General features: G+C 58.1%; 16 protein-coding genes, 1 tRNA gene and 1 pseudogene. 10 read left to right on the forward strand and 8 right to left on the reverse strand.

The window, feature by feature from the left end:
* Positions 1 to 425: 425 nt before the first annotated feature.
* The gene (locus tag ABV300_RS00190) at positions 426 to 1,334 is read right to left on the reverse strand and encodes an EamA family transporter (protein WP_353714571.1); all 909 of its coding nucleotides are present in this window, start codon (positions 1,332 to 1,334) and stop codon (positions 426 to 428) included.
* A gap of 695 nt (positions 1,335 to 2,029) precedes the next feature.
* Here ABV300_RS00190 and ABV300_RS00195 point away from each other — a divergent pair.
* Entirely contained in the window at positions 2,030 to 3,286 is a 1,257-nt protein-coding gene (locus ABV300_RS00195; protein WP_353714572.1) for a class 1 isoprenoid biosynthesis enzyme, read from the forward strand.
* A gap of 454 nt (positions 3,287 to 3,740) precedes the next feature.
* On the opposite strand, the gene ABV300_RS00200 is transcribed toward ABV300_RS00195, so the two are convergent.
* From ABV300_RS00200 to ABV300_RS00225, 6 genes and pseudogenes are all read right to left on the reverse strand, one after another.
* Positions 3,741 to 3,926: a hypothetical protein gene (locus tag ABV300_RS00200; protein WP_353714573.1), complete on the reverse strand. Its 186-nt coding sequence runs from the start codon at positions 3,924 to 3,926 to the stop codon at positions 3,741 to 3,743.
* Positions 3,923 to 6,454: a heavy metal translocating P-type ATPase gene (locus ABV300_RS00205; RefSeq protein WP_353714574.1), complete on the reverse strand. Its 2,532-nt coding sequence runs from the start codon at positions 6,452 to 6,454 to the stop codon at positions 3,923 to 3,925. The genes ABV300_RS00200 and ABV300_RS00205 overlap by 4 nt, the downstream gene beginning before the upstream one ends.
* Positions 6,455 to 6,500: 46 nt before the next feature.
* Entirely contained in the window at positions 6,501 to 6,716 is a 216-nt protein-coding gene (locus ABV300_RS00210) for a cation transporter (RefSeq protein WP_353714575.1), read from the reverse strand.
* A 211-nt stretch (positions 6,717 to 6,927) separates the two neighbouring features.
* Positions 6,928 to 7,077: pseudogene (locus ABV300_RS00215) on the reverse strand (hypothetical protein); the annotation flags it as partial.
* An 87-nt stretch (positions 7,078 to 7,164) separates the two neighbouring features.
* Positions 7,165 to 9,162 (reverse strand): ribosomal protection-like ABC-F family protein, encoded by a 1,998-nt coding sequence (gene abc-f / locus ABV300_RS00220; RefSeq protein WP_353714576.1) that lies wholly within the window; start codon positions 9,160 to 9,162, stop codon positions 7,165 to 7,167.
* A 109-nt stretch (positions 9,163 to 9,271) separates the two neighbouring features.
* Positions 9,272 to 9,344 (reverse strand) — tRNA-Glu (locus tag ABV300_RS00225).
* Between the two features lie 137 nt (positions 9,345 to 9,481).
* Between ABV300_RS00225 and ABV300_RS00230 the strand changes: the two genes are divergently transcribed.
* The 5 genes from ABV300_RS00230 to ABV300_RS00250 all read left to right on the forward strand — a co-directional run bounded on the left by ABV300_RS00230 (position 9,482) and on the right by ABV300_RS00250 (position 13,444).
* A complete protein-coding gene (locus ABV300_RS00230) occupies positions 9,482 to 9,961 on the forward strand; it encodes a Fur family transcriptional regulator (protein ID WP_353714577.1) in 480 nt (159 codons plus the stop codon).
* A 1-nt stretch (position 9,962) separates the two neighbouring features.
* Entirely contained in the window at positions 9,963 to 10,871 is a 909-nt protein-coding gene (locus tag ABV300_RS00235; RefSeq protein WP_353714578.1) for a metal ABC transporter substrate-binding protein, read from the forward strand.
* Positions 10,872 to 10,919: 48 nt separating this feature from the next.
* The gene (gene lgt, locus ABV300_RS00240; RefSeq protein WP_353714579.1) at positions 10,920 to 11,708 is read left to right on the forward strand and encodes a prolipoprotein diacylglyceryl transferase; all 789 of its coding nucleotides are present in this window, start codon (positions 10,920 to 10,922) and stop codon (positions 11,706 to 11,708) included.
* A 91-nt stretch (positions 11,709 to 11,799) separates the two neighbouring features.
* Positions 11,800 to 12,663 carry a metal ABC transporter permease gene (locus ABV300_RS00245; protein WP_353714580.1) on the forward strand — a complete coding sequence of 288 codons (864 nt, stop codon included), beginning with the start codon at positions 11,800 to 11,802 and terminating at the stop codon, positions 12,661 to 12,663.
* Positions 12,656 to 13,444 carry a metal ABC transporter ATP-binding protein gene (locus ABV300_RS00250; RefSeq protein ID WP_353714581.1) on the forward strand — a complete coding sequence of 263 codons (789 nt, stop codon included), beginning with the start codon at positions 12,656 to 12,658 and terminating at the stop codon, positions 13,442 to 13,444. The genes ABV300_RS00245 and ABV300_RS00250 overlap by 8 nt, the downstream gene beginning before the upstream one ends.
* Positions 13,445 to 13,467: 23 nt before the next feature.
* Here ABV300_RS00250 and ABV300_RS00255 read toward each other — a convergent pair whose 3' ends face one another.
* Entirely contained in the window at positions 13,468 to 13,815 is a 348-nt protein-coding gene (locus ABV300_RS00255; protein WP_353714582.1) for a helix-turn-helix transcriptional regulator, read from the reverse strand.
* Positions 13,816 to 14,027: 212 nt separating this feature from the next.
* Here ABV300_RS00255 and ABV300_RS00260 point away from each other — a divergent pair, with 212 nt between their 5' ends.
* The 4 genes from ABV300_RS00260 to polA all read left to right on the forward strand — a co-directional run bounded on the left by ABV300_RS00260 (position 14,028) and on the right by polA (position 18,407).
* Positions 14,028 to 14,441 carry a response regulator transcription factor gene (locus ABV300_RS00260; protein ID WP_353714583.1) on the forward strand — a complete coding sequence of 138 codons (414 nt, stop codon included), beginning with the start codon at positions 14,028 to 14,030 and terminating at the stop codon, positions 14,439 to 14,441.
* 62 nt (positions 14,442 to 14,503) lie between these two features.
* The gene (locus ABV300_RS00265; RefSeq protein WP_353714584.1) at positions 14,504 to 14,761 is read left to right on the forward strand and encodes a DUF4342 domain-containing protein; all 258 of its coding nucleotides are present in this window, start codon (positions 14,504 to 14,506) and stop codon (positions 14,759 to 14,761) included.
* A 143-nt stretch (positions 14,762 to 14,904) separates the two neighbouring features.
* Positions 14,905 to 15,465, forward strand: a complete 561-nt coding sequence (locus ABV300_RS00270; protein WP_353714585.1) for a hypothetical protein — start codon at positions 14,905 to 14,907, stop codon at positions 15,463 to 15,465.
* Between the two features lie 134 nt (positions 15,466 to 15,599).
* The gene (gene polA / locus ABV300_RS00275; protein WP_353714586.1) at positions 15,600 to 18,407 is read left to right on the forward strand and encodes a DNA polymerase I; all 2,808 of its coding nucleotides are present in this window, start codon (positions 15,600 to 15,602) and stop codon (positions 18,405 to 18,407) included.

The raw sequence follows: 18,407 nt of genomic DNA on the forward strand, positions 1-18,407 counted from the left end.
CTGTCATTGCTAGGAACGCAGCGACGTGGCAATCTCCTGTTCGGTTATATACACCCCTCACCTAAATCGTCCGGGGGCTTGTTTGCCGGTAAGCCGCGGCCCTTTTACAACAAATAGCGCCTGATACGGAACAATCGCTGCCAAAATGAGTACTTTTACTGATTGACCCGGTATAGGCAAAGCCTTATTGTTTAGGTATAAACGAGAGGGGAAAACGTTAAATGACCGAGGATATAAACGCAAAAAAGGCTGAACAGTCCAAAAGGAAGACCGCTGAATCAGTTGCCAGGTCGGCTAGAGAAAAAACTGAGCGGGAAGTACCGAAGGCTTGTCCAAGCTGTCAGAAGCCCCGGTGGGATAAAACCGCCCGAAACACCTGACCTTCATCGCCGCGCTCGGGCGAACCATCTGCCGGGCGGCCGGATCTAGATGAAAATGGCCGCCAATCCGCCCACCACGGCGGCGGTGCCCGCCGCCTTTATCGCCATTGACCTCGGGCTCAACTTCTCGACGATCATGAAACCCGGCGCGATGCGGCTGATGGCGGCTGAAGCGGCAAAGACCAGCAAAGGTTTGGAATTGAACACCGTGGACGCCAGCGACACCGGGCCCAACTGGATCGTCCAGAAGGCCATGATGGTAGCCGTCGTCGCTATCCCCTGATTCAGCACCGTCAGATTGATCGCCTGCCGCCGATTCACCATCGCCCGGATGCTGCCGAGCACCTCGCGTCTCAGACAAAAAGCCAGAATCAAAATTGAGGCGACCAGGAAATCAATCCCTGCGTACGTCCAGAAGGACATGTATGCAAGTCCATATTTATTGATAACACTGGATACCGCCGCCAGAATGGCCACCCCCAGGAGCATAAAGAGGGCTTTACGGTTGATGCCCGCGCCGCCGGCCGCGTCCCACCTGAAAGAGATTACCGCCGCCCCGGCAACCACCGCTCCGATGCCCAGCCACTGGCGCAGCCCCAGGTCCTCGCCCAGAAACACCGTCGCCAGCACCGCCACAAAAGCGGGTGATGTGGCCGTCAGCGGCGCCACTCTGGCGACATCGACGTTTTTCATCGCCTGGAGAATCAGTACCGATGCCCCGGACATCAGTATTGCCGATATGATCACCGCCCATATCGGCCCCGGCCCGATGCCCGCCGGCGGGGGGAATAAAATCAGCATGATAACGCTGGCTGGCAAAATGAAGATGCCGCAGATCAGGATGTATGCCCGGGTGCCCGGCATCCGCCGCGACATGAAGTGGCTGTCCAGGATGTTGACTAAAGCCGAAATTATCGTTGTTGATAAAGCAAGTATGAACCAGAGGGGTGACATTGGATGTTTCCGTATTATAGACGCCCCGTTTTCGGAATACAATCGCTACAAATTACCGCCCTGTCGCCCCTGCTTTTTTGTCATTCCACGCGAAAGCGGGGAATCTGTATTCCTTTGCCGTCATTGCGAGGAACGCAGCGACTTGGCAATCTCTTGTTAGGCTGTATCCCCTTTTTTTCGTTCATCCTGAACCTGTCGAAGGAAGGACTCTTATCCCTCGTCGGCCGCGTCCCTCATTGTCATTCCCGCGAAAGCGGGAATCCACGCTAAACCTATTCATCCTGAGCCTGTCGGAGGATTAACGCCCGTCCTCTTATCTGTCATTGCGAGGAGCCAGTCGGCAGCCCGTGCCAACCTAATTGGCTTCGCCGCCTTTTCCATTCCATGCGCAGGCGAGGAATCCATCTTGCAGGGTCGGGTTTCTAACCCGACCGCAACGTTTTCACACCCCGCCGCCCGCCATATTCCCTCGCGTAGGGGCGACCGGCCGGTCGCCCGCCCAATCTCCCCCCAAAACCACATTCCATTTTGTAGGGTTATATGTTCACCACCTCTTTGTCATTCCACGTCCCCGCGAAGGCGGGGAAAGCGAGGAATCCGGGTTCCAAGCCCCTAACTCAATCTAAACCTAGGCTATAGCAGACATCTTGCCGGCATGGTAACATTCACGGCATCGGGAGATTTCTTAATCGGCAGTGGCAACTGATTCATTGAAAAGCGCTATTGACCCACCCGTCGAACAGCTGGTGGACGAATTCACTCGCGCCTGGATGGCGGCGGCGGAGACGGTCGATTTGGGTCCTGCTTTTAATGACGAGGGTCATGCAATTCGGGAATCACACATGGATCAATTCCTGGGCCAGGCTCTGGAAGAACTGCGAAATCCCCCCTCGACCCCAGACGGTTACGCCGCTCTTGAAACCCGCATGCTCATCGAGCTCGCCCACCTTGGGCAGTCCTCAATGGATTTGACTCCCGCTCAACTGGAGATTCTGCTCGGCCGTGGCATTCCCCGGTCGTTGGTTCAATTCTCGCAAACCGCGCGGGGGCACCGCTCTCTGTCGGATGACGAGATCTTCCAGGCTTCCCGGAATGTCGCCGTGATGAACGTCCTGCAACTGCTGCTAGGGTCGCCGTGCCAGTTGACGCCCTCAGTTGTTGCCTACAGCTTATTGTATCCCTATTCCGATAACTACCTGGACAATCCTGCCGTCCTGCTGGCGACCAGGAGTGAGTTCAACGGTCGGTTTGGACGCCGCCTGGCAGGTGAAAATGTCGCGCCCTCTAACCGGAAAGAAAAAGCGATATTTGACTTGGTAGAGACTATCGAGTCTGAAAAAGATCGCGGGCGCCTGCCCCAGGTTTACGATAGCTTGCTTGCCATCCAGCGCGCTCAATCCAAAAGTATGGATTTGGAAGCTATGAAGCATCCCCGTCTGGATGATGTACTGGCGGTAACTATCGAAAAAGGCGGCACGTCGGTGCTCGCGGATGCCTTCCTCGTCGCTGAGAACGGACTAACCCCGCGGCAGGTGAGGTTCATATTCAGCCTGGGCGTTTTTCTTCAACTGGTCGATGATCTTCAGGACCTGAAACAGGATCGCAAGCGCGGTAATGTCACCTTGTTTGGTCTTGCGGCAAAGAATGCCGCGTCCCTGGAATCGCTCACCAATCGAGCGATTGCCTTCGGAACGCGTGTCATGGACTATCTCGACGGATTCACGGCACCAGGTATCGATCCTTTGAAAGAAGTAATTCACATGAGCGTCACTGACTTGATGATCGGTGCCGCCGCCCCCAACCAGGAATTGTTTTCAAGCGAGTATGTACGCCGGATCGAAGCCCATTTTCCCTTCCGCTTCAACTACATTAAGAAAGTCAGAGCGACTCTCAAGAAGCGCGAGGTTTCGTTCACAAGTTTGTTGAACTTATTAACCGCCCAAAAAGCCTGAGGTCATTCCACGCGAAAGCGTGGAATCCACTGACTCTCGCCGCCTGCCACATTTCCAAGCTGTAGCGGCACAGCACGCCGTGCCCGTCACTCCCCCCCCCCCCCCCCCCCGCCACCCCTTGTCATTCCCGCGAAGGCGGGAATCCATCACAAATAAGCGAGACCCCGCCAAAAAGGCATTGCTGACCTGGCGCAAGAGCCGGTGGGCAATAGCGCAAAGTGGGATGATCCCACTTCCCCACTGTTTCCTTCCGTCCCAGCGGCCTCGTTAATCGCGGACAGCCGCCCCTGCCCCAAAAATATATTTTCCACACGTCGCCAAAAACGACAACACTCGCTTGACAATCCACAGGAACCTTTGTGCTATAATACCCGGCGTGAATAGATATAGCACACTTGTACCAAATCACCCCGTCCTTGACCCGGCGCCGGCGCTTTGCTTTTTCGCCTTTGGCTTAGCCGCCGGAGCGCTTCTTGACCGCGCTGGTGACCGCGGGCATCAGGATGATCATCGAAAGCATAAACACCCACACCGCCCCGCCGATGCGCTCGACGGCGGTGTACTCGCCGAAGAGCGTGGCCAGCAGGAACAGCGCCGCAGCGATGAGCGACAGGCCGGTATAGATGACAGAAGCCTTCATGCCGCTGCCTTCTCCCGGCGTACGGCCGGCACGAAACTCCGCATCCTTAGCGTATTCAAAGTCACCGAGAGCGAACTGGTGGCCATTAACAGCGCCGCCAGTTCGGGTGAAACCATCTGGTGGGTGAAGGGATACAGCACTCCCATGCCGATGGGTATAGCCAGCGTGTTGTACCCGAAGGCCCAGAACAGGTTCTGCTTGATGAGTCCAAGCGTTTTACGCCCCACCTGCACGGCGGCGACGGCGTCGAGCGGGTCGTTCCTCACCAGGATGACGTTGCCCGTTTCTTTAGCGACATCGGTGCCGCTGCCGATGGCGATGCCGACATCGGCCTGGGCGAGGGCGGGCGCGTCGTTGATGCCGTCGCCGACCATTGCCGTCTTGAGCCCTTGCGATTGGAGCTTCTTTACCTCCGACGCTTTATCCTGGGGCAGCACCTCGGCCAGAACGTCTTCGATGCCGGCCTGCCTGCCGACGGCGGCGGCGGTGCGAGTGTTGTCGCCGGTTATCATGAATACCTTGAGTCCCATCTTCTTCAGTTCGGCCACTGCCCGGGCGGCGGTGGCCTTGAGCGTGTCGGCCACGGCGACGATGCCCAAAAGCTTCCCGTCCGCTGCGGCGAACATAGCAGTTTTGCCCTCGGATTCGAGCCTTGCCGCCTCGGATTCGAGCGCCTCAATATTGACGCCGTTAGTCGCCATCAGTCTCCGGTTGCCCAGCAGGATAAACTTGTCTTCGATGCTGGCGATGATGCCGTGGCCGGGCACCGCCTCGAACGATTCAGCGTCATCGGGTTCGCCGAACTTCTCCCGGTACGCCCTGACGATGGCTTCGCCCAGCGGGTGCTCCGAGTGTTTTTCGGCAATAGCCGCCAGCCGCAGTATATCGTTCCTTTCGTTTTCGAGACCGATGACATCCGTGACCGAGGGCTCGCCTTTAGTCAGCGTGCCCGTCTTGTCAAATACTACCGCGTCGAGCCTCGCCGTCGCCTCCATGGCGTCGGCGCCCTTGAAGAGCACGCCGTACTCGGCCCCCTTGCCGCTGCCGGCCATGACCGCCGAAGGCGTCGCCAGACCCAGGGCGCAGGGGCAGGAGATGATCAGCACCGTCACCGAAGTTAAAAGCGCAAACCCGAAGACCCCAAGGCCGGTGAGGACATACGGCGTGAGTATCAGCCGGGTATCAGGCGTAAACCACGCCTCGAAGCCGATGAAGAACCAGAACACGAAGACAATGAGCGCTATGGCATGCACCCCGGCGATGAACTGCCCGGCAACCCTGTCGGCCAGTTTCTGGATGGGAGCTTTGGTCGTCTGGGCTTCTTCGACGAGCCTGATGATCTGCCCAAGCGCTGTCTCTCGTCCGACACGGGTCGCCCGGAAGCGGAAGGCGCCCGTCTTGTTCAGCGTGCCGCCCAAAATCTCGTCGCCGGACTTCTTCTCCACCGGGATGCTTTCGCCGGTGACCATCGCCTGGTCAACCGCCGAGTACCCCTCGGTGACCACGCCGTCGACGGCTATGACCTCTCCTGGTCTCACCGCCACGATATCGCCGACGAGGACGGCTTCGGCGGTTATCTCGGACTCGATGCCTTCACGGATGACGCGGGCCAGCTTCGGTTGCAGCTTCATCAGGTGGCGGATGGACTCCGAGGTCCGGCCCCGGGTGACCGCTTCAAGATACCTGCCGAGGATGATGAAGACGGTTAGAAGGGCAGCGGCCTCATAGAAGGTGGCGTCGTGACCGCCGAAGCCGGTGTCCGGGAAGAAGGTGTTGATGACGGCGATGAGATACGCCGCGCCGATGCCGGTGGCATACAGCAGGTTCATGTCGGTCAGACCGCGCTTCAAGCCGTTCCAGGAATTGACGAAAAACTGCCGTCCCGGACCAAAGACGATGGGCGTTGTCAGGAAAAAGAGGAAAACCTTGTTGTTCATCCAGGCCGGCACGAAATCAGCGAGGATCCAGTAGGGCTGGAACATGCCCAGCATGACGATCAGACCCAGAGTTCCAGCGATGATGAGGCTTCTTTTCTGTTTTTTGATTTCCTCGGCTCGGGCGCCTTGCTCCCGGTCGAGGGCGGCTTGGCCTTCGATTTTCTCGGCGGCGCCGTAGCCTATGTCGCCGATGGCGGTGATGATGTCTGGCAGGGGAGTGACCGTGGGGGCGTATTCGACGCGGGCGGTTCCGGCAGCCAGGTTGACGACAACGCTCGACACTCCGGGCATGGTGGCTACAACCCGCTCGATGTTCTTGACGCAGGCGGCGCAGGACATGCCGGTGATGGACAACTCGTCGACGTCGAGTGAGGCACTGTAGCCCATGTCCTCGACAGCCTTCTTTAAATCAGCGAGAGTTGCCTGGGAAGGGTCGTATTCGACGGCCGCGCGGCTTGTGGCCAGATTAACGGTCACCATAGAAACGCCGGGGACGGTCTGAAGCGCCCCCTCGACGTGGCGCACGCAGGCGGCGCAGGTCATCCCGCCAATGAAAAGGGCCAGCGATGTTTTCTTCCTCGGTGTTGGCATTTACGTTTCCGCTATAGTCCCCCCTTGAAAAGGGGATTAAGGGGATCTAAGATGCCGGGTAACCGGCGGCAGTGACGGACTTGAGAAGAGCATCACGGGTAGTCTGCGCCGGGTCGAACTCGACGGTGACCTTGCCCGCCTGGAGATCAACGGCGACCGACAAGACGCCCGCGACCTTTCTAAGTGCTATCTCCACGTGGCGGACGCAGCCGCCGCAAGACATGCCTTTTACCGAAAGGGTTTCTTTATCAGTAGCAGCCATTTTCGGCCTCCTTTAACGTTTTACCGACTTGCGGATGGCTTTCATAAGTTCCCTGATATACGCTTAGCCGCTCTCGGCATCGGAACGGATGGTCCCGGCGACGCAACCCTTGATGTGGCTCTCCAACAGCTTGAGCGACAGCTCCTCGGCCGCCGTCCGAGAGAGCGGTGAGCTGCTGCACAATATCCATGCAGTAGCGGCCCCCGGCAATCATCTTCTCAATACCGTGGGCCTGGCCCTGGATCTTCTTCAGCCGGCCGAGCAACAGATCCTTTTCAGCTGCATAACCGTATCGCCGGCCGGTTTCGGCAGTGTGATCAATATAGGTTGTCAGATAAATGATACTACCATGGAGTATCATTCACGGCAAAATGCTCGCTAGAATTCTCCGGTGGCCTGGTGGAATCTGACAGATCATCGGTCGGGGATTTGGGGAATAGCGGCAAGTTCAGCTAAGATCGGACGGCGGCGACGCGGTTGTCTGGGCTAGCGCAGCTTCAAGTTCCAACCGGAGCCGTTCTTCTTCGAGCGACAGCGTTTCCCATTCCTCGGTGAGACGAGTCAGTTCGCTTTTGAGCGCCCGGTGGCGGTCGATGCGGGAGACGACGGACCGGGAGTCCCCGTAGGACTCCGGGCTGGCGAATTCAGACTCGATGGCCGCCGCTTCGGATTCACCGCGAGCAATCTCGGTCTCGATGTCGGCCAGCCTTTTCCGGATGGGACCGACCTTGAGGTTGAACTCGTTTCGCAGGCCACCGGCAGCGGCCCGCCGCGCCCGCTGGTCTGCCGGCGGCTTTTCGGGCGCCGCCCGGCTGGCAGGCAGCTTTTCTTCGACCGGCAAAGCGGCCCTGGACTGCTGGTGGTAGAGGTATTCGTCATAGCCGCCGGAGAAGACGGCGGCGCGACCGTCTCTGACCTCGATGATCTTGTTGGCCACCTGGCGTATCAGGGTGCGGTCGTGGGTGATGAAACACAGCGTGCCGCCGTAATCGTCCAGCGCGTCGGACAAAATCTCCCGGGAGGCGATATCCAGGTGGTTGGTCGGCTCGTCCAGGAGCAGCAGGTTGGCCGGCTGGGTCAGCATCTTGGCGATGGCCAGGCGGGCCTTTTCACCCCCGGAGAGGACCGAGACCTTTTTCTGGACATCGTCGCCGGAGAACAGAAAACCGCCGAGGATGGCTCGCAAACGATGCTCGGCCTCGCCGCCGGCCACTCGCCTCAATTCCTCCAAAACAGTGTTGTGACGGTCCAGCAGTTCCAACTGGTGCTGGGCGTAGTAGGCGGCCGTCACGTTGTGACCTAACCGGCGTTCGCCCCTGTCGAACGACAGCACCCCGGCCAGTATCTTTAAGAGGGTGCTTTTGCCGGCACCGTTGGGCCCGATCAAGGCTGCCCGGTCGCCGCGGCGCAGCACCAGGCCCAGGTCGGTGTAGACCAGCGTCTCGCCGTAGGCTTTCCGGATATGCCGCAGGCTGATGACCTCGTCGCCGGAGCGCGGCGGCTCGGGGAAGCTGAACTTGATCCGCCGGCCCAGGCGCGGCACCTCGATCCGCTCCATCCGCGCCAGCGCCTTGATGCGCGACTGCACCTGGCTGGCTTTGGTGTTCTTGGCGCGGAATCGCTCGATGAAACGGGCCTCTTTCTCGAGTTTGACCGCCTGGCGGCCAGCCGCAGCCTCGAGCGACTCGAGTTCAAGCCGGCGGGCCAGCACGTAGTCGTCGTGGTTGCCCTGATAGACGGCAACCTTGCCGTCCTCCAGGACGATGACGCGGCGCACCACCCGGTTGAGGAAGGCCCGGTCGTGCGAGGTCAGCAGTACCGCGCCCTGGTACTTCGCCAGGTAATCTTCGAACCATATCTGGGTTTCCAGGTCGAGGTGGTTGGTCGGTTCGTCGAGAAGCAGCAGATCCGGATTTTGCAGGAGTATCCGGCCGAGTTCGGCGCGCATCATCCAGCCGCCGCTGAAGGCCGAAAGCGGCTTGGCGAAATCCTGGTCTCTGAAACCCAGGCCGGCCAGGATAGCGCGGGCTTCATGTTCCAGGTCGTAGCCGCCACCGGCCTCGAACTTGGCCTGGAGTTCGCCCAATTCGCCGAGGAGCGCGGCCCGGTCGGGTACGGTTTCGGCGGTGATTTCGGCCTGCAGCACCTTGATCCGGTGTTCCAAGGTGGCCATGCGGCCGGCGCCGGCGATGACTTGCTCCAGCAGCGGCCGGTCTGACCGGCTGTCCACGTCCTGGCGGAGGTAGCCGATGGTGATCCCCTTCGGCCGGGTGATGACGCCGCCGTCCGGATCTATGCTGCCGGAGATGATCTCAAACAGCGTCGTCTTGCCGGCGCCGTTGGGCCCGATCAGGGCCGTCCGGTCCCGCGCCCCGATATGAAAACCGACCTCGCTGAAGAGGCACCTGGCGCCGAAGGATTTAGATATGTTATTCAGGCTGAGCATGGCAAAGCGGAGACATTATAACGGCGAGCGGCCGCTGTTCAAAACCCTTGGCACAAAAACTAACGGCACGGCGAAATTAAAGGCAATGAGAATAGGTGGCAGAAAAATATACCCCCAAGGGAATTCGAATCCCTGTTGACGGCGTGAAAGGCCGTTGTCCTAGGCCACTAGACGATGGGGGCGCGTAGACTGAAGTATAACAAATTAGCATGGAAATTGGCAACCGGCAAGCTCCAGCAGCCTTGGAACAGCCTTACTCTTGACATGACCCGTCGGGGTCTGTTAATTTTAATTGAAAATCATTTTCAATTAGCGCTGTATGACTTACGAATATTGTGTTTTCCAAGCACTCAAAGCGGCGGGGTACAAACTGACACAACAGCGGCGGGCGATCGTCGGGGCAGTGCTGGCCGCCGATAAATCTATGACACCGCAGGCGCTTTACGCCGCCGCGGCCAAGAAACATCCGGAGATCGGGCTGGTCACAGTATATCGAACGCTTGCACTGCTGGACCAATTGGGGTTGCTCTGCCAGTTTCAGCCGGACGGCGCCGCCCGCAGCTTCAAGGCGGGATCGCGGGAGCACCACCACCACCTGGTTTGCCGCGGCTGCGGTGAAGTGGTGGATTTCGGCCGCTGCCCTCTGGAGTTGAAAACGGTTTTGGAAAAGGAAACCGGATTCCATATTACCGATCATCGGCTGGAGTTCACCGGTTTCTGCCGGGAATGCCAGGTTTCGGAGAATCGGGAGTCGAAAACAGCCAAGGGTTCTCAGCCTGCGGGAGCGAAAGAAGCCTAAGATGATTGTTCGAACCTCCCTTGCTCTTTTATTAGCCGCCAGCCTCATTTTTAGCACTATCGGCTGCCGCCCCGACTCCGAAGATAAAGGGATTGTCGTCACCTACTCCATTCTTGGTTCAATCGTCAAGGACCTGGTTGGAGGCGAGGCATTAGTGACCGTCCTCATTCCTGACGGCGCCGATCCCCACCAGTGGGAACCATCAGCACGAGACATCGAACGGGTCAATAATGCCACCCTCGTCATTCGAAACGGCCTAGGTCTGGAAGAAGGCCTAGAATCGACGCTGGAGGCCGCCGAAAACCGGGGTGTCAGGATATTCACCGCCGCCGACCATATTGAAGTGCGGCGTGTCGAAACTGGTGAAGGCATCCCTGGCGGCGACCCGGACCAGCAGACCGGCGCCCCCGACCCCCATATTTGGGTTGACCCTCTGGCCATGAAGCGCGTTGTCACCGCCCTGGCTGTGGAAATCGAAACGGTCATGGGTATCGAGACCTCTGGCCGCGCCCGCGACCTCGAATCGCGCCTTGATGCGCTTCATGCCGAGATCGCCGGTATAGCTATCACCTTGCCTTCAGCCAATCGCAAACTGGTGACCGGACACGAGTCTATGGGTTATTTCGCCCAGCGTTACGGCTTCCAGTTGATCGGCGCCGTCATCCCCAACCTATCTTCTCAGGCAGGGGTCTCCGCCGCGGACTTGGCCACCCTAATTAAGTTGGTCCGCCAGAACCAGGTCAAAGCCATTTTCACCGAGACCGGCACCTCGGCGGTGGCCGCGCAACAGGTAGCCGCGGCTACCGGGGCGGCGGTCGTCGAACTCTCACCGGCAAAGCTGCAGGCCGACGGATCTTACTTTTCCTTTATGCGGAAACTGGCCGGGGATGTGGTGGAGGCCTTGCGATGAGCACGCGGGTGGGCGTTAAGGTACTATGGCTAAAGGAACTAAAGAGACATGTCGTTTGAACTGGGGCCGTTCACCATCCACCTGTATGGGCTGATGTTGGCGCTGGGGGCACTGGCCGCTGTCGCCGTGGCTTATGTCGAGGCTAAGCGCTGCGGCGAAGACCCGGAGCAGTTGTTCAACATGGCCCTCATCGTCATCCCGCTTGGTGTTGTTGGTGCCCGGGCATACCACGTCATCGACCGCTGGGACTTCTACTCCGCCAATCCGAGCCAGATAATTGGCGGTGAGGGATTGGGAATCTTCGGCGCGGTTGCTGGAGGAGCCCTAGGCGTCATCATCTACACCGCCTGGAAGGGTTTATCGACACTGCGCTGGTGCGATATACTGGCGCCGGGTTTAATCTTAGCCCAGAGCATCGGGCGGTGGGGCAACTACTTTAACCAGGAACTCTACGGCTATCCCACCGACCTGCCCTGGGGCATTCCCATCGACCTTGAGAACCGGCTGCCGGGCTTCGAGGAGTTCACCCATTTCCACCCTATGTTTTTCTACGAATCTTCATTGAACTTCCTGGGCTTCATCGTGTTGATGACCGCCGGGCGCAGGTTCAAGGACCGCCTCAAAGACGGCGACATCATGTTAATCTATTTTATCTGGTACGGCGTGGTGCGCTTTATTTTGGAAGGGTTCAAGCCCGAGGTTTGGACCCTGGGCGGCGTGCCTACCGCACGCTGGATCGCCGGAGCCGCGGTTCTCATAGGTGTCGCCTTGCTGTGGTACCGGCACCGCGCCGGGGAAATCCGAATACCGAAATCCGAAACAAGTCTTGATAAGTGAAATCAGCAATGATCGAGCTGCCGCTTAATATTTACGATGATTTTGAATCTGTTTGGTATTTCGGATTTTGTGCTTCATATATAACCCTCAGATGCTAGATATTTTCGTCGCCCCGTTCTCAGATAACCAATTCATGGCCCAGGCTTTGCTGGCTGGAGTCCTGGTATCAGTCGCCTGCGCTATCGCCGGGACGTTCATCGTGCTGCGCGGTTTAGCCTTCATCGGCGACGCTCTAGCTCACGGCGTTCTGCCTGGTATTGCCGTGGCCATGCTGCTGGGATTTCCCGGTCTGATGGGCGCCGCTTTGGGAGCGGCAGTGATGATCGGAGGGGTGACCTTGATCACCCAACGCTCCCGCCTGTCCTCAGACACAGCCATTGGATTGCTGTTCGTTGGCATGCTAGCCCTCGGCGTGGTCATCGTGTCGCGTTCCGGTTCCTTCTCCGGCGACCTTACGCGTATCCTTTTTGGCGAACTCCTAGGCATCTCCTGGGGAGACATCGCGGTCCAACTCATCGCTACCCTTGCCATTGCCGCTATCGCCGCCATCTGCGCCCGGCCATTCATGCTGATGGCTTTTGATCCGGAGCAAGCCCAGGTGGCTGGCTTCTCTTCGAAGAAGTACCATTACCTGATGATGCTGCTCATTGCCGCCACCATTATCTTTTCCTTCCAGACAGTGGGGACGCTGCTGGTCTTCGGCCTGCTCATAGCTCCAGCCGGGGCTGGGGCACTTCTAGCCTCGCGGGTAGGCGCCATGATGGCCTGGGCGGCAGGCTTCGGGACATTGTCAATGTACGCCGGGCTACTCATAAGCTACCATTTCAATTTAGCCGCGGGAGCGGCGGTTATTTTGGTAGCCACTGCTATTTTCTTCACCGTTTTCACCATCCAGAATCTTCAGACCCGCAAGCAGCAACGGCAGGCACACTCCGAGGAGGCAGCCAGTGGCTAGCCTGACGTCCGATCCCGACATCGTCGCTCGCGGCCTAGCCATTGGCTACAATGGAGAAAAGGTCGTCGATAACATCAACTTCGAGCTAGCCCAAGGACAGGCTATCGCTCTGATCGGCACCAACGGCTCAGGCAAATCGACGCTACTGAAAACCATCGTAGGCTTGTTGCCACAACTGGGCGGCGAACTTCGGGTCTTCGGCGATACCCCCGGACGCCACCCCAGGCGCATCGCCTACCTGGGACAGTTCCATGCCTCAGGCTTTGTTCTGCCGCTTCGGGCTATCGATGTTGTCAGCATGAGCCGTTACCCCTCTCTGGGGCTTTTCGGCCGAATGGGTGCCGCGGACCGCGATATCGTCCGCAAGTCAATGGCGGTTATGGGCGTGGCGGATCTGGCTGAGGCTCCGCTACGGACGCTATCGGGCGGCCAGCAGCAAAGAGTCTACCTGGCTCAGGTGCTGGCCCACCAAGCCGATCTCCTGGTGATGGATGAGCCGACGGCCGGATTGGACGTGGGAGGCCGAGAACGCTACCTGCAGGCCATCAAGGATGAACTCTGCCGCGGCGCATCCGTCGTGGTGACGACTCATGACGTCCAAGACGAGGCTGCGCTATGTCACCAAGTAATGCTTCTGGCCCACCGCGTTGTCGCCCTTGGTCCGCCGGACGAAGTGTTGACACCCCAAGCGTTGCTGGAGACCTTCGGTATTGTCATCGGAGGCGACCAGAAACGCTTCACTGTCCTTGAGTGCGTCCACCCCCACCATGAGCATCGGTGACGGCAACCAACCAACGTGGCTGTTTAGTTCTTGCGGTAACTAATAATGATCTTTTTCTCTGAGGGAGAAGCTTTCTGGTACAGCTCTTCTAACATCAAAAATATGGTATTTCGGGCTCTTTGAGATAACCGTCGGTCCGCTTGGATCGAGGAGATCAGATCTTGTAGGATCGATTTTTGGCCGTTTACTAAAAAATCGATGCTGACTCCGAGTGCCTCAGCCAGCTTGTCCAGGATCTCTATCGAAGGCAGGCGATGATTCTTTTCTATCGCTGAAACGTGTTGAGGCGTGATATCCAACTGTTTTGCGATATCTAGCTGAGTAAGTCTCAATCCGATTCTTTTTCTTCGAATCCTGTCACCGATCGACATCGCGTCCCTGTATTACTGAAAGTATTTTTTTCAGCACAAATATTAATGCTTTTGTAATTGAAAATCAAAAGACAACTGTATGTTGAATAATGGGTTTAATAGGTGTACAGTGGAACTAGTTCTTAATATTTTTAGAATAATACGCAAATTAGCAAAACAATAATGTACATGTTTGAGTACAAAGAACCGCTGCGGTTGGGAGAGCTGTCGTTGTGAAGACCACAATAATTCTGGCCGATGATCATGCTATCGTAAGACGAGGCATCAAAGCGTTACTAGAATATGAGCCGGACTTCCACGTTGTTGCCGAGGCGAGTGATGGGGCAGCGGCACTTTTATTGATCGAAAACCATCGCCCGCATATTCTTGTCACAGACCTATCTATGCCCAACCTTTCAGGGATCCAACTCCTCAAAATTATTAAAGAGAAAAAACTGCCGGTCAGATCGGTGGTGCTCTCCACTTACGGGGATACTCCTTACGTCCTTGATTCCATGGAAGCCGGAGCATATGGTTATGTTCTAAAGGAAGCAGGGGTGGAACACTTGGTGACCGCAATCCGTGAGGCGCAATCCGGCCGGCGGTACCTCAGCCCGCCGTTATCTGAAACGATAGCGGTGAACTGACAATCCCTGAAAACCACGACATCATATGGAGATCGAAGGATAATTCAGGAGGAAACTTACATATGTCAACTGAAAAATTCAGCATTTCCGGAGAGAAAGTTGTCGGTAAGGTAAAAGACTTGATCCGCCAGGGCAACATACGGCGGGTTAGGTTAATCCATGAAGGTAAAGCAATTATCGATATTCCACTTTCTGTCGGAGCGCCAGTAGCTGCGGTGGGTATCCTCGCGGCACCGCTTCTGGCCGCTGTTGGCGCCTTCGCGGCGCTGGTTACAGAATGCACCATCGAGGTCGAAAAGGTAGACGAGTCTCCGCCATAACCGGGGCAATAGCCCGGATGAATCATCAGAAGTAGCGGGCTGCCTTCCAGGTGATATTACTTAACTCAGGTAAAACAATAACAGCCTCCGTATCTTGTTTTTTCTAACCTCGAGTGATAGTATTCGGGGCTGGAGAGAAAGTATTGCGCCTGCGACAATACGACCCTGAAAAGTCGGTATCCTATCTCAAGTTGATAGAAACCGTGTTGCACCACTACGATGACTTCCGGCGTCCGGAAGACATCTTGGGGCTGGTGGGCGAAAGACGGCTGACCGACGTGACTCACACGCCTGAGATGGGCGACGCCGTATTCAGTCTGTATGACGGCGGCGACCAGCGGATTTACCAGTTCAAGGAGAGCCTCAACCGGGGCGGCACGATTGACGTGACCTTCAACCGCAACCGTTTGGAGAATTTCCACGGCCACCTGTTTTTCGAAGGAATATGGGGCAAAGCCGGAGCGATCGTTTACGGCAACCTCCGTTTTGCCCGGCTAATCGACGCCTTGGTCGGGCGGAATAATATCCGTTTCGAAAAAGACTCCCATCAGTACTTCTGCCACTACCACAACTTGGTCGTTTCATATAACAATCAGATTGAAATGGGTATTCCGATACTATCCATTTCGATCGTAACCCGTCAGGTCTGCCCCGGCGGTATTTTTTCCAGTCCGGGCGAACTAACCCGGTTTGCGCTTGTCTGATTCGGGAACACCCCCAGATACCTCCCTGTGTGCCCATACTGCTAAAAACCGATCCGGTTCCCCGCCTGTAAGGGATGGAAAACAAGACAACGCGTGTCCCCTGATTAAGACTCCATTTCTGTTATAATTCTGCCATGAGCAAGCCTCGTTTAGTGCTTTTTGATGCCTCGGCGCTGGTGCACCGGGCGTTCCATGCCTTCGCCCACGGGCGGCAGCTGACGGTATCGAAAACGGGAGAGGTGACCTCGGCGGTCTTCGGCTTCGCCAACATCCTCCTGAAAGTGCTGTCCGATTTGAAGCCAGACTGCTACGCCATCGCCTTTGACCGCAAGGGACCGACCTTCCGGCACGAAATGGCCGAGGAGTACAAGGCTCACCGGCCGCCGACACCTCCAGAGCTTACCGCCCAGATGAGCCGCGTCCGGCAGTTGGTGGACGCCTTTGACATGCCGGTCTTCGAGCAGCAGGGTTTCGAGGCCGACGATCTGTTGGGCACGTTGGCGCGGCGGGCCGAGGCGGCGGGGGCGGAGGTGGTTATCGTCACCGGCGACGCCGACGCCATGCAGTTGGTCGACGACGAAGTGAAGGTGCTTTACCCCAGGCCCGGCGGCACATTCTCCGACACGATTCTTTACGACGTAGCGGCGGTGGCCGGGAAGTTCGGCGTGCCGCCGAATCGAGTCGCCGATTACAAGGCGCTGGTGGGGGATACATCGGACAACATTTCCGGCGTGCCGGGCATCGGGCCGAAGACGGCGGTCAAGCTCCTTGGCGAGTGGGACGGCATCGACGAGATCTATAAGAATATCGAATTGGTCAGACCGGAAAAGACACGAGAGTTGTTGCGAAAAGAAGAAGCGGTGGCGCGGCGGAGCCTGAAATTGGCGACCATTGTCACGGACTTGCCGATTGAGTTCGACATCGAGGCGTGCCGGATAGAGCGGTTCGAGAACACCAAGGTCATACCGTTGTTGCGGGAACTCGAATTCACCAGCCTCATCGCCCGGTTGCCGAAGATCGGCGGCGAGGCGGCCACAACGGGGCGGGCGACGCTTGCGTCGCACGTACAACGGATGGCTGCACCCGCCACCCCGGGCGGGCGACCCAGTGGGTCGCCCCTACCGATGGCACCGCTACCCCCCTCCGTCGAATGCCAATACGCCCTGGTTGACACGGCGGAGAAGCTCGCCGAAGTGGCAAGAAAGCTGGCCAAGGCGGCGAGGTTTGCCCTGGACACGGAAACGACCGGACTCGACACGCTGACCTCAGAGCTGGTGGGTCTTTCCGTCGCGCTGGCGCCGGGCGACGCCTACTACCTGCCGGTAGGGCATGTCGGCGTCGAGGGCGCTCAACTTGAACTGTCCGAGGTCAAGAAAGCCCTTGGGCCGGTGCTTACCGACCGGAAAATCGCTAAGATAGCCCACAACGCCAAGTTCGACCTCCAGATACTGCAGACGGCGGGCTTCACCTTCGCGGGGCTGGAATTCGATACCATGCTGGCGGCCCACCTGTTGGGTGAAAAGGCGCCGGGGCTCAAGAACCTGGCTTCGACCCGCCTTGGCGTGGAGATGACGCCGATAACCGAATTCATCGGCGATGGCAAGAGCCAGATCTGCATCTCCCGCTGCGGGCTGCGGCAGACGGCGGACTACGCCTGTGCCGACGCAGATATGACCTTCCGCCTGGCGGAGCAGTTGGAACCGCAGCTTAAAGAGCAGAACCAGTGGAAACTCTTTGCCGAGGTGGAGATGCCGCTGGTGCCGGTGATCATGGACATGGAGCGCGCCGGAATTGCTCTGGACACCGAGCGTTTGGGCAAGATGTCGGTTGACCTTGGCGGGCAGCTCAAGGCCATCGAGAACGATATCTATGCCATGGCGGGCCACGAGTTCAATATCGCCTCGCCGAAGCAGCTTGGCGACGTGCTGTTCGGCGAATTGAAGCTGCCGGTTGGGCGCAAGACCAAGACCGGCTACTGCACCGACGCCGCCGTCCTCGACGAACTCAAGGATGAGCACGCCATTGTCCGGAAAATCCTCGAATACAGGACACTCGCCAAGCTGAAATCCACCTATGTCGACGTGCTGCCGGGGATGGTCTCAACCTGCGACGGGCGGCTGCACACCAGCTTCAACCAGGCGCGCACTGCTACCGGCCGCCTGTCGTCGAGCGATCCCAATCTGCAAAACATACCAGTGCGCGGTGATCTCGGTCGCGAAATCCGCAAGGCTTTCGTTGCGCCGCCAGGCCACTTGCTGCTGGCGGCGGACTATTCCCAGATCGACCTGCGGGCGCTGGCCCACCTGTCCGGCGACGCCGACCTCATCACCGCCTTCAAGGCCGACGAGGACATCCACACCGCCACGGCGATGCGGCTGTATGATGTGCCCAGGGAAGCCGTCACCAAGGAGATGCGGCGGTTTGCCAAGACGGTCAACTTCGGGGTCATCTACGGCATGAGCGACTACGGCCTGGAGCAAGCGACAGAGATGTCGCGGCAGGAATCACAGAAGTTCATCGCCACCTATTTCGAGCGCTACCCCGGAGTGGCGGCCTACCTCGCGGCGACCAAGGAGCAAGCCCGGAGCCGCGGCTATGTGGAGACCATCCTCGGCCGCCGCCGCTATATCCCAGACATCACCGCCAGCAACCGCCAGGTGCGCGAGGCGGCGGAGCGCATGGCCATCAATATGCCGGTGCAGGGGACATCCGCGGACATCATCAAGGTGGCCATGCTGGACGTCTGCCGCGAGATGAAGGAGCGCAAGCTCCAGAGCCGTCTGCTGCTCCAGGTGCACGACGAACTCATCTTCGAGGTGCCGCAATACGAACTAATCCACATGTCGGAATTGGCGCCGCGGCTGATGGCGGCAGCCATAAAACTTTCCGTGCCGCTTAAGGTGGACCTAAAATACGGCGCCAACTGGGGCGAGATGGAATAA

The organism is Dehalogenimonas sp. 4OHTPN, assembly GCF_040448695.1.
GTDB lineage: Bacteria > Chloroflexota > Dehalococcoidia > Dehalococcoidales > Dehalococcoidaceae > Dehalogenimonas.